Origin of the sequence: Nesterenkonia salmonea (assembly GCF_005771525.1) — a bacterium.
Taxonomy (GTDB): domain Bacteria; phylum Actinomycetota; class Actinomycetes; order Actinomycetales; family Micrococcaceae; genus Nesterenkonia; species Nesterenkonia salmonea.
Genome location: NZ_VAVZ01000012.1, coordinates 41,822 through 53,379, shown reverse-complemented (window position 1 = coordinate 53,379; position 11,558 = coordinate 41,822). Strand labels below are relative to the sequence as shown.

At 61.7% G+C, this 11,558-nt stretch carries 10 protein-coding genes; 4 read left to right on the top strand and 6 right to left on the bottom strand.

What is annotated here, in order from left to right:
• Positions 1–10: 10 nt before the first annotated feature.
• Both FEF26_RS05995 and FEF26_RS05990 read right to left on the bottom strand, forming a co-directional pair.
• Positions 11–1,387 carry an MFS transporter gene (locus tag FEF26_RS05995; RefSeq protein ID WP_138252631.1) on the bottom strand — a complete coding sequence of 459 codons (1,377 nt, stop codon included), beginning with the start codon at positions 1,385–1,387 and terminating at the stop codon, positions 11–13.
• A 111-nt stretch (positions 1,388–1,498) separates the two neighbouring features.
• Positions 1,499–2,701, bottom strand: a complete 1,203-nt coding sequence (locus tag FEF26_RS05990) for an acyl-CoA dehydrogenase family protein (RefSeq protein WP_138252630.1) — start codon at positions 2,699–2,701, stop codon at positions 1,499–1,501.
• Between the two features lie 138 nt (positions 2,702–2,839).
• Here FEF26_RS05990 and FEF26_RS05985 point away from each other — a divergent pair, with 138 nt between their 5' ends.
• Together FEF26_RS05985 and FEF26_RS05980 are read left to right on the top strand one after the other, a co-directional pair.
• Positions 2,840–4,591: an AMP-binding protein gene (locus FEF26_RS05985; protein WP_138252629.1), complete on the top strand. Its 1,752-nt coding sequence runs from the start codon at positions 2,840–2,842 to the stop codon at positions 4,589–4,591.
• A 68-nt stretch (positions 4,592–4,659) separates the two neighbouring features.
• Positions 4,660–5,166, top strand: a complete 507-nt coding sequence (locus tag FEF26_RS05980) for a MarR family winged helix-turn-helix transcriptional regulator (RefSeq protein WP_138252628.1) — start codon at positions 4,660–4,662, stop codon at positions 5,164–5,166.
• A 9-nt stretch (positions 5,167–5,175) separates the two neighbouring features.
• Here FEF26_RS05980 and FEF26_RS05975 read toward each other — a convergent pair whose 3' ends face one another.
• Genes FEF26_RS05975 through FEF26_RS05960 form a run of 4 tightly spaced genes read right to left on the bottom strand, consistent with a single transcriptional unit; the run spans position 5,176 to position 9,468 of the window.
• On the bottom strand, positions 5,176–5,952 hold the full coding sequence (locus FEF26_RS05975) for an enoyl-CoA hydratase (protein WP_138252627.1): 777 nt from the start codon (positions 5,950–5,952) through the stop codon (positions 5,176–5,178).
• Positions 5,953–5,956: 4 nt separating this feature from the next.
• Positions 5,957–6,892 (bottom strand): 3-hydroxyisobutyrate dehydrogenase, encoded by a 936-nt coding sequence (gene mmsB, locus FEF26_RS05970; protein ID WP_138252626.1) that lies wholly within the window; start codon positions 6,890–6,892, stop codon positions 5,957–5,959.
• Positions 6,889–7,968 carry an enoyl-CoA hydratase/isomerase family protein gene (locus tag FEF26_RS05965; protein WP_138252625.1) on the bottom strand — a complete coding sequence of 360 codons (1,080 nt, stop codon included), beginning with the start codon at positions 7,966–7,968 and terminating at the stop codon, positions 6,889–6,891. Before FEF26_RS05965 ends, mmsB begins: the two co-directional genes overlap by 4 nt.
• Positions 7,969–7,971: 3 nt before the next feature.
• Positions 7,972–9,468 (bottom strand): CoA-acylating methylmalonate-semialdehyde dehydrogenase, encoded by a 1,497-nt coding sequence (locus FEF26_RS05960; RefSeq protein WP_138252624.1) that lies wholly within the window; start codon positions 9,466–9,468, stop codon positions 7,972–7,974.
• Positions 9,469–9,569: 101 nt separating this feature from the next.
• On the opposite strand from FEF26_RS05960, the gene FEF26_RS05955 reads away from it, so the two are divergent.
• Both FEF26_RS05955 and FEF26_RS05950 read left to right on the top strand, forming a co-directional pair.
• On the top strand, positions 9,570–10,757 hold the full coding sequence (locus FEF26_RS05955; RefSeq protein WP_138252623.1) for an acetyl-CoA C-acetyltransferase: 1,188 nt from the start codon (positions 9,570–9,572) through the stop codon (positions 10,755–10,757).
• 20 nt (positions 10,758–10,777) lie between these two features.
• On the top strand, positions 10,778–11,551 hold the full coding sequence (locus tag FEF26_RS05950; protein ID WP_138252622.1) for an SDR family NAD(P)-dependent oxidoreductase: 774 nt from the start codon (positions 10,778–10,780) through the stop codon (positions 11,549–11,551).
• Positions 11,552–11,558: the final 7 nt, after the last annotated feature.

The window sequence follows — 11,558 nt, the reverse complement described above, 5'->3', positions numbered from 1 at the left end:
ATCGAACTGATCAGCTGGCTTCCTGGGAAACGGTCTTCGCAGTGTCTTGGCTTGTTGCGGCCACCTTGTCCTTTCCGAGAAGGTCTTGGTCTCGGAGGAACAGCAGGCCGATGAACGAAACGGCCGCTGTGAAGACGAAGAACCACGAGGGTGAGGAGACATCGCCTGTCTGCTGGATGAGCCACGAGGCAATGAAGGGAGCCGATCCGCCGAAGATCGCCACGGGGATGTTGTAGCCGAGTGCGATGCCGGTTGATCGAATATGTGTGGGCAGCAGCTCACTCATGGTGGCGTATGGCACGCCGCAGTACAGGCCGAATCCGATGGCCACAGCGATCAGCGGCGGTAGCAGCCCCAGTGCAGTTGCGTTGGGCGCTGTGTAGAAGAACCAGACCGCGGCGAGCGCTGTGTACACAGCGACGACCAGCAGAAAGCCCCGGCGGTTGGGCAGCTTGTCGGAGAGCAGACCGGCCACCGGCATCAGGATGATCCCGATGACTCCGGCGATCAGTACATAGGTGAAGGTGATGCCCCAGTCCATGCCCAGAATCGTGTTGAGGTAGGTGGTCATGTAGGTCAGCACGAGGTAGAAGCTTGAGGCCAGCAGGGTGATGGCGGCGGCGACCAGAAGGAGCTGTCGCGGGTATCCCAGAACCTCTCGTAGCGGTGCCTTGGAGAGTCGGTTCTCCTTCTGCAGAGTTTTGAACTCCGGGCTGTCCTCCAGCTTTAGGCGAATGTAGATGGCGATGGCGCCCAAGGGTCCGGCCAGGAGGAAGGGGATTCTCCAACCCCACTCGGTCATGGTCTCACTGCCGAGCATCCAGCTCAGGCCGTTGCCCACTATGGCGCCGAGCATGAGACCGGTGGCGGCGGTCGCCATCAGAAAGCTCGTGGCGTAGCCGCGGGTGCCCTTCTTCGCGTACTCCGCGATGAACGCGGTGATGGTCGAGATCTCGCCGCCGGCGGAGAATCCCTGAATGAGTCGCAGGAAGACTAGCAGTGCCGGCGCAGCGACGCCGATGGCATGCGCTGTGGGGAGTAGTCCGATGCACATCGTGGCGCCGCACATCAACGTCAGGACGATGAGCAGGGTGGTCCTTCGGCCGATGCGGTCTGCAAGTGGCCCGAAGAACAGCCCACCCAGGGGGCGGACGAAGAAGCTCAGGGCAAACACTGCGAAGGCGCTGAGAATCTCAACGAGCGGGTCATCGGAGATGAAGAAGTTGGCACCGACGTACACCGCCAGGAAGCCGTAGATGCCGTAGTCGTACCACTCAATGAGGTGCCCCACTGTGGCTCCGACGAAGGCTTTGCGTCGGGCGCGCGGAGAAACCTCTGCAACGTGGCCAGCGGCGTCGTTGCCGCGGGCTGCTGGCTCAGATGACATGACTGATCTCTTTCTCAATGGTGGTCAGTGAATAGCTAGTCGCTTGTCCATTTATTGGATGGCCAACTAAACTGTGACGCACAACACACATTGTGTCCAGAGGTCTTTAGGTCAGACGAAGGCAGAGACTCCCGTGAGTTCCCGTCCAGCGATCAGCATATTAATTCCGTAGCTTCCCTCATAGGTGTAGATCGCGTCGATGTCCCCGGCGATCTTCGCCACTTCATGGGTGCTTAGGATGCCGTTGCCTCCTAGTGCATCGCGAGCGATCGCTGCCGATTCACGGGCCAAGCGGGTCAGCGTGGCCTTGGCGAGTGTGGCCCGCAGCATGGTCAGCTGGCTCTCCTCCTGGAGCCGGGCCAACTCGCCCATGAACGCCGTGGAGACAGCCAGGTTCCCAGCTATGGTCGCCAATGCGGTCTGCACCAGCTGGAAGGACGCCAGCGGCTTTCCGAACTGCGTCCGGGTCAGCGCATGGTGGCGAGCTACCTCCAGTAGGGCCTGTTGGGCGCCGACGGCCTGCCAGCCAACCCATGCCCGTGAGCCCCTGAGGCCTTCGCTGGTCGCCGCGAAGCTGGTTGCCTTGGGCATCAGTGCTGATTCGGGCGCGGTCAGGTCCAGCTCCAGCTCGGCATTCTGCATGATGCGAAGACCGGTCTTGTTGGTGATCTTCCGGGCTTGGTAGCCAGGTGTGTCAGTAGGAACTAGGAATCCTTTGATCTGCCCATCGGCCGTGTCTCGAGCCCAGACGACGGCGACGTCCGCCACGGTGCCCAGTCCGATCCACCGCTTGGAGCCGCGTATGTGCCACTGGTCATCCTCCAGCGTGGCTGATGTCGAGAGTCCGCCTGCTATGTCAGAGCCGTGTTCGGGTTCGGTGAGGCAGAAGGCACCCAGGGTGCGCAACCGCCTTAGATCAGGAAGCCAATGGTCCTTCTGCTCCGCAGACCCTAGGCTTTCGATTGTGCCGACGATGAGCTCATTGTGAATGCCGACCACCGCCGAAATGGAGACATCTGCCTGGGCGAGGGCAATGTGGGCCAGGCCCTGGAAGAGCTGAGAGGAGCCGTCCACGAAAACTTCTCCCAGGCCGAGTTCTCCCAGGCCGTGGAGCATGTCGAGAGGAAGCTCTTCCTGGTTCCACGGTTCGATGCTCTGATGCCGGATGTTCTCCTGGACGTAGTCCTCAATGCGCTGCAGACGGTGTTGTTCCTCCGCACTGAGATGACGAGCAAGGTTCAGTAGGTCGGGGGCACTGTCGCTGACCTGTGATGTGTTGACGGCGTGTGACGTCGGGGTTGCCTGCGTGGTCATGGCTGTCTCCGTTCTCCCGCGGGCTCTTGGGTATGCGGGCCTCGCGCGGCGCTGCGCGTTGGGGGGGTTTACCAACTATAGGACTTCCAAGTATATTCTACGGGTGACCGGTATCACACCTCGACGAGGAGGACCCGAATGACAGTTACGGAAGAGTTCCGCGCAGCACGTGACCATTTGGTCAGCGTTCAGGAGGATTGGGAGCGCGCTCGCCAAGAGTTCGAGTGGCCTCGGTTTGAACACTTCAACTTCGGTTTCGACTGGTTCGACAAGGTCGCGGCCAGTCCAGAGCGGGCTGATCAGAACGCGCTGGTCATCGTCGAGGAGGACGGGTCCACACTGTCACGGACGTTCGCTCAGCTCAGCGCCGACTCAAACCGGGCCGCCAACTGGCTCCGCAGCATTGGAGTTGAACGCGGAGACCGCATGATCCTGATACTCGGCAATCAGGTGGAGCTGTGGGAGACCATGCTCGCCGCCATCAAGCTGGGGGCCGTCCTGGTGCCCACGACAACCCAGATGGGCGCCTACGATCTTCAGGATCGAGTCACTCGAGCCGAAGCCAAATGGGTCCTGGGAGGCACCGAGACCCTGGAAAAGTTTGATGAGGTCGACGGCGACTACTCGCTCATCCATGTTCCCGGAATATACGGATCGGACAACGAGACCGTCCCTCAGGTTTCGGGGCGCACCGTGCACCAATACTCTGAAGCCTACGCCGCCTCCGCCGAGCTCACCCCCACTCAGCCCACCGGAGCCGATGAGACGCTCCTGCTCTACTTCACCTCCGGGACAACATCGAAGCCAAAGCTTGTGGAGCACACCCACACCTCCTACCCCGTCGGTCACCTCTCCACTCTGTACTGGATCGGCCTGCAGCCTGGGGACGTCCATCTCAACGTCTCCTCACCCGGGTGGGCCAAACATGCCTGGTCCAACTTCTTCGCCCCGTGGATCGCCGAAGCGACGATCTTCCTCTACAACTTCACGAAGTTCGATGCCGCCTCCCTCATGCAGAACATGGACGAAGGTGGAGTCACCACATTCTGCGCCCCGCCGACAGTGTGGAGAATGCTCATCAAGGCAGACCTGTCACAGCTGCAGCAACCTCCGCGGGTAGCCGTCTCCGCAGGAGAACCGCTCAACGCCGAAGTGATTGAGCAGGTGCAGAGAGCCTGGGGCTGCACCATTCGGGACGGGTTCGGCCAGACAGAGTCCTCGCTGCAGATTGCCAATACTCCGGGCCGCGCCGTCACGTTCGGCGCCATGGGACTTCCGCTGCCCGGCTTTGATGTGGCACTGATCGACCCGGTGACGGAGAAGGAAACGGATGAGGGGGAAATCTGCCTCCGCCTGGACCCCCGTCCCGTCGGCCTGATGCGGGGCTACTACGGAGACGAGGCAAAAAACAAGGAAGTCTTCCGGGACGGTTTTTACCACACCGGAGACATTGCCTCCCGGGATGCGAATGGGGTGATCACCTACGTCGGACGCGCCGATGATGTCTTCAAATCCAGTGACTATAAAGTCTCGCCCTTTGAGCTCGAATCCGTGTTGGTGGAGCACCCGGCCGTGGTGGAAGCAGCCGTAGTCCCGGCGCCGGATGAGATTCGACTGGCCATTCCCAAGGCCTACGTGACGCTAGCCTCCGGGTGGGATCCAGGGGAGAAGACGGCAGCGGAGATTCTCCAGCACTGTCTTGACAAGCTTCCGCCCTATAAGAGGATTCGGCGCATCGAATTTACGGAGCTGCCCAAGACCATCTCAGGTAAAATCCGCCGGGTTCAGCTACGCCAGGCCGAGCAAGAACGGGCCCAGGCAACAGGCACAGAGGCTGGCTACGGCGTGGAGTATCGCGAGGAGGATCTGGGCCTCAAGCCAAAGCGCTGACCCAGGATTTTCGAGCATGTGTCTCTACAATGGTCGAAGCTCGTCTGAACCCTGAAGGAGACCCGCACATGCATCCGCCGATGGCGAAGGACCCGATCGCCGAGATTCAGAAGAATTGGCAACGCCACGGGTGGGATGCTGCGGCAGCCCCTGCGGCGACGGTCACGGCGATCATGCGCACCCAGCAAATCCTGCTGGCCAGAGCTCAGGAGATCCTCAAACCCTTCGAGCTGACTTTCGCCCGATATGAAGTGATTTCTCTGCTGAGCTTCTCTCGGGAGAAGCGTATGCCTATGAACAAGGCCAGTCAGCTCCTCCAGGTGCACCCCACCTCCATCACCAATGCGGTGGATCGTCTGGAGTCAGCGGGGCTGGTAGAACGGCAACCGCATGACTCAGACCGGCGCGCCATTCTGCTGGTGCTCACGCCAGAGGGAAAGCGGATCGCGGAGAAGGCCACCGAGGCACTAAACTCGGAGCTGTTCGAGCAGACAGGATTTGCCCCCGATGAAATCCAAGACCTTAATCGCATTTTGGCGAACTTCCGTGAACGTGCAGGTGACTTCACCCGTTGAGCCCTAGGCTCAGCGGTGCTTCCACTCTGGATCACGTTTCTCAGTGAAGGCGCTCATACCCTCCTTCTGATCGGCCAGGGAGAACAACGAGTGGAAGAGACGGCGTTCCAAGCGGGTACCCTGCTGGAGAGTCGTTTCAAATGAGGCAGACACGGCCTCTTTGGCCATCTGGGCGGCGGGTTTTGATTTCGCCGCGATGAGCTCAGCCGCCTTCCTCGCCTCAGAAAGAGTCTGATCATCAGGGACAACACGGGACACCAGGCCAATGCGTTCGGCTTCTTCGGCTCCAATGAATCGCCCCGTGAGCACCATATCCATGGCCTTGGCTTTTCCGACGGAACGTGTAAGTCGCTGTGAGCCGCCCATTCCGGGGATGACCCCCAGGTTGATTTCCGGCTGGCCGAAGGTGGCGCTTTCCCCTGCAATGATCACATCAGCCATCATGGCCAATTCGCACCCACCGCCGAGAGCATAGCCATTGACTGCGGCGACCACCGGGGTGCGCAGATTAGCCAGGTCTTCCCAACGGCGGAACCAATCCGAGGCATACATGCCGGGATAATCCTGATCGGCCATCTCTTTGATGTCGGCGCCGGCAGCAAAGGCCTTCTCCGAACCTGTGATGAGAAGGGAACCGATATTCGGGTCCGCGTCGAACTCAACGGCAACTGACACCACCTCCTCCATGAGTTCCTGGTTGAGCGCGTTGAGTGCCTTAGGCCGATTAAGTTGAATCGTGCCGACTCTGTTGTCAGTGGAGACCACGATGGTCGAATATTCGCTCATGCTTTTACGCTCCTTGAGATGCTGAATTGTCACGGATGCTGGTGATAATCGCGGAGAAGTCTTTCCGTGCGCCGTCGCCCTGCGCGAACTCTGAATATATGACGGCCGCGAGCCGTCCCATTTGGGCATCGACCCCCTGCTCATCAAGCGCATTGGTGGCCAGGCCGAGGTCCTTGGCCATCAGAGCACCGGCGAATCCGGGTGCGAACTCGCGGTTCGCAGGAGAGTTCGGCACCGGCCCGGGGACTGGACAGTTGGTCGTCAGGGCCCAGCATTGGCCGGAAGCTTTTGATACGACATCGTAGAGCGCCTGATCAGTCAGCCCCAGTTGTTCGGCAAGGACGAAGGCTTCAGCCACGGCGATCTGACTGATGCCCAAGATCATGTTGTTGCAGATTTTGGCAGCCTGACCCAAACCGTTCTCACCGCAGTGGACCACCCTGGCTCCCATAATGTCCAGCAGGGGGTGTATTTCATGGAAGACGTCGGTGTCTCCACCCACCATGAACGCTAAAGTTCCCGCTTCAGCGCCGACAACGCCTCCGGAGACAGGAGCATCAGCTGCCCGGAATCCTGCCCTTTGGGCCAGTTCTGCAGCCTCTTGGGCTTCCGAAATGTTGATCGTGGAGCAGTCCAGGAAGATCGTGCCCGGCTTTGCAGCGGAGAGCAGCCCGGGGGAGTCCTGGTAGGCGCTGATCACATGCTGACCCGAGGGAAGCATGGTAAGGACGACGTCGGCCTGCGCCACCGCTTCCAAGGGGTCAGTCACCACGTGGACACCATTGCTGCGAGCGGATTCCATCGCCTCCGGAACGACGTCGTGCCCGAGAACGCGAACCCCGGCTTTGACGAGGTTCGCGGCCATGGGCCCGCCCATATTGCCGAGTCCGATGAACGCCGCGCAGGGCTGATGTTCCGGCTGTTCTGTGCTGCTGGTCATGAGGATGCCTCCTGTGGTGTGGCCGACAGTGTCAGAGTAGAGCGCGCATCAGGAAGGAAGGCGTTAGCGATGGAGATCGCGGAGATCTCAGCGAAAGTTGCCGGCCTCCACTGCGGATCTTTGTCCTTGTCAATAACCTGAGCGCGAATGCCTTCGGCGAAGTCACTGCCGCGCAGCTGATACATGGCTGCCGCGTATTCGCCCTGGAGCGCCGAGGGAAGGTCCATCGTGCGTGCCTGGTGAATGCCGTGGAGTGTGAGTTTCACCGCCGTGGGGGACTTGCTCAGGATCGTGGACCGAGTGCTGGAGGCAGCCGAGTGGCTGGCGCCCCAGGACTGAAGCCGCTCAAGAATCTCCTCCACGGAATCAGCTGAGTAGGCGTCATCGATCCATTCCCGATCCCTCACCAGAGGAGCCTCCGGCGGTGCTTCCGTGAATCGGGGCAGAACCTCATCCACCTGGGAATGTTCCAGCGCAGCAGTGAGATCGTCGAGTCGCTCAGAAGGTACGTAGGCGTCCGCGAGACCGAGGTGGATCGCGTCAGCCGCTCCGAAGACACCGGCGGTGAGCCCAGCGTGAACGCCGGTCTGCCCGGGGGAACGGGCCAGGAGATAGGTGCCACCAACATCGGTGATGTATCCGATGGTCGCCTCGGGCATACCGGCCTTGGTGCGCTCGGTCACCACGCGATGACTGCCGTGCGCGGAGACTCCGATGCCGCCGCCCAGTGTGACCCCATCCATCAGCGCAATGTACGGCTTGGGGTACTGGTGGATCAGCAGGTTGAGCTGAAACTCCAATGCGAGGAACTCGGCGGTGGCATAAGTATCGTCACCCCGCTCATGGGTGGCGCGAATATCCTCGTAAATCGCTCGAATATCGCCGCCTGCGCAGAGACCCTTATCGCCAGCGCCGCGGAGCAGGACTTGGGTGACGGCGTCGTCGTCCTGCCACTGGGTGAGCTGGTGCAGCATCCGCTTCACCATGTCAGTGGTCAGAGCGTTCATGGCCTCCGGACGGTTCAGGGTGAGCACCCCGAGGCTGCCCCTGATCTCGCTCCGGATGTGATTGCTCACCGCTCAGCTCCCCTCAGGCATCACGAAGCTGGCGCCCTCTTTAGTGCCGGAGGGCCAACGGGTGCTCACCGTCTTGGTCTTGGTGTAGAACTTCAGACCGTCGGTGCCGTGCTGGTTGAGGTCGCCGAAGCCGGATCCCTTCCACCCGCCGAAGGTGTAGTAGGCGATCGGCACCGGGATGGGTACGTTCACGCCGACCATCCCGACCTCGACGCGGGAGGTGAAGTCCCGGGCGGTGTCACCGTCGCGGGTGAAGATCGCCACCCCGTTGCCGTACTCGTGCTCGGTCGGAAGTCGCAGCGCCTCCTCATAGTCAGCTGCACGCACCATAGTCAGCACCGGGCCGAAGATCTCCTCCCGATAGATACGCATATCCGGGGTGACCCGATCGAAGAGGGTGGCCCCCACCCAATATCCATTGGGATATCCGTCCACCTCGACGCCGCGGCCATCAGTGACCAGCTCGGCCCCTTCCTCCACGCCGGTTCCGATGTAGTCCTCGATCCGTTGCTTAGCGTCGGCGCCCACGACGGGGCCGAAGTCACTGTTCGGGTCCAATGAGGGACCTACGGTGAGTCGGCTGATGCGGTCCACCAGCTTCTCCCGCAGTGCCTCTGCGGTGGCTTCACCGACCGGGACGGCGACCGAGACGGCCATACACCGCTCCCCGGCAGAGCCGTAACCGGCACCGATGAGGGCATCGGCGGCCTGGTCGAGATCGGCGTCGGGCATGATCACCATATGGTTCTTGGCGCCTCCGAAGCACTGTGCCCGTTTGCCCTGGGCTGCGGCGGCCGCGTACAGGGACTGGGCGATGGGTGTAGAGCCGACGAACCCGATGGCCTGCACTCGTGGGTCCGCAATAAGGGCGTCCACGGACTCCTTATCACCGTTGATGACGTTCAGGGTGCCCGGCGGCATTCCGGCCTCAAGCGCGAGCTCAGCCAAGCGGATGGGTACCGAGGGGTCCCGTTCGGAGGGTTTCAGCACAAAGGTGTTTCCGGCTGCCAGCGCGGTGCCTGCCTTCCAGAGGGGAATCATGGCGGGAAAGTTGAAGGGCGTGATTCCGGCGACCACACCGAGGGGCTGACGCAGGCTGTGAACATCCATACCTGTGGCCACATTATGGGAGAACTCGCCCTTGAGCAGATGGGGTGCGCCGGCGCCGAATTCCACGACTTCGACACCTCGTTGGATATCTCCCTTGGCGTCTTCGAATGTCTTGCCGTGCTCATTGGACAGTGTTTCTGCCAGTTCGTCCCGGTGTGTCTGAATCAAGTCCACCCACTTCAATAGGATGCGTCCCCGGCGCTGAGGATTGAGCGCGGACCATACCGGGAAAGCCCGCTGAGCCGAGTCGATTGCCTGGCTGACTTCATCGCTGGTTGCCAGGGGAACATGAGAGGAAACCTCGCCCCGCACCGGGTTGAACACCTCACGGAAACGGCCGGAGGTCCCGGGCACATGTTCTCCGTGGATAAAATGGGACAGTTCGGGCATGGTGGCGCTCCTTTGCACACTGAACGTGATCTGGCTCTCATGTGCTAGCCTAAGCTCGAGTCGTTGGACGTGCAACTAATTGTCAAACACAGTGAGGTGTCATGACGGAAACAGTGATCATTGCCGGTGCCCGTACCCCTATGGGGAAGCTCCTGGGAGGTCTGTCCTCTCAAACGGCTGCTCAGCTTGGTGCCGTCGCGATCCGTGGAGCACTTCAGCGCGGGGAAGTCAGTGCTGAAGCTGTGGACTACGTCATCATGGGCCAGGTGATCCAAGCTGGTGCTGGCCAGAACCCTGCACGCACGGCAGCGCTGGGGGCAGGGATTCCGCCCGCTGTGCCATCCATCACCGTCAACAAAGTATGCCTTTCCGGCCTCAACGCGGTCGCCACGGCAGATCAGATGATCCGCGCCGGAGAGTGCGAGGTCGTGGTCGCCGGTGGCATGGAGTCCATGTCGCAGGCTCCACATTTGATGCCTAAGGCCCGCACCGGAATCAAATACGGCGACGCCGCCCTTGTTGACTCAATGGCCTACGACGCGCTCTTCGACCAGGCTACGCAGCAGGCCATGGGGGCTCTCACCGAGTCCTGCAACGCAGCTGATGTTCACGTCAGCCGTGAGGAACAGGACCAGATAGCCGCCACCTCACACCAGCGGGCAGCTCACGCCGCTCAGAACGGCCTCTTCGCAGAAGAGATCGTCCCCGTAGACATCCCGCAGCGGAAAGGCGACGATGTTCGCGTCGACGCCGATGAAGGTATCCGTGCCGACGCCACGGCTGAAGCGCTCGGCGGCCTGCGCCCAGCCTTCAACACAGAGGGAACGATCACCGCTGGCTCAGCCTCCCAGATCTCAGATGGTGCCTGCGCCATGGTGGTCATGTCCAAACAGAAGGCTGAAGAACTTGGCCTGAAGTGGATCGCCGAAATCGGTTCCCACGGGATGGTCGCCGGCCCGGACTCAAGCCTTCAACTCCAACCAGCCCGCGCCATCGAGGCTGCCTGCAGCAAAGCCGGAATCGACCCCACAGACCTGGACCTGGTGGAGATCAACGAGGCCTTCGCCGCAGTATCCGTCGCCTCCATGCGCCAACTGGGCATTGGTGAGGACAAGGTCAATGTCAATGGCGGTGCGATCGCCCTGGGGCACCCGGTCGGTATGTCCGGGGCACGCCTGCTGCTTCACCTGGCCCTAGAGCTCGGCCGACGCGGCGGGGGCACAGGTGCGGCCGCACTCTGCGGTGGCGGCGGCCAGGGCGATGCCCTGATTCTTCGCGTCAACCCATGAATGGCTAAGGAGACAGCCCCATGAATCTCACCTCCGCCAGCGCAGTCGTCACCGGGGGAGCCTCCGGACTCGGCCACGCTACCGCCCAAGCCCTGATCAGAGCAGGCGCCCAGGTTATCGTCGTTGATCTGCCCGATGCTGAAGGTTCTTCCGACAGGGCCGAGGCCGTAGCTGCACTCGGCGGCTCCGCCCATTTCCACCCCGGCGACGTCACTGACCCTCAGACGAGCGCTGATGCGGTCGCTGCTGCGGCGCGGATGGCGCCATTGCGTGCCGCCATCAGCTGCGCAGGGGTCGCCACCCCAGGAAAGCTTCTCGGGCGTAAGGGTCCGCTTCCGGCCGAACAGTTCATGAAGGTCCTCGCCATCAACGCCGGGGGCACCGTGAACCTCATGACGGCCGCGGCTGCCGCAATGCAGGAGAACGACCCCGTGGACGGTGACCGGGGGGTGCTCATCAACACCGCCTCGGTGGCGGCTTTCGACGGCCAGATCGGCCAGATTGCGTACTCTGCGTCCAAAGGAGCGGTCGCTTCGCTCACACTCCCCGCAGCCCGTGAACTTGCCCGCCATGCCGTGCGCGTGATGACGATCGCGCCCGGACTGTTCGAAACTCCCATGATGGCCGGCCTGCCGGAGACCGCCCGAGAGTCCCTCCGAGCGAAGGCGCTCCACCCGCCCCGTTTGGGCCGACCAGAGGACTACGCTCAACTGGTCATGCAGATCATCGCCAACCCCATGCTCAACGGAGAGACCATCCGCTTGGACGGCGCCGTGCGTCTGGAACCACAGTGACTACCAT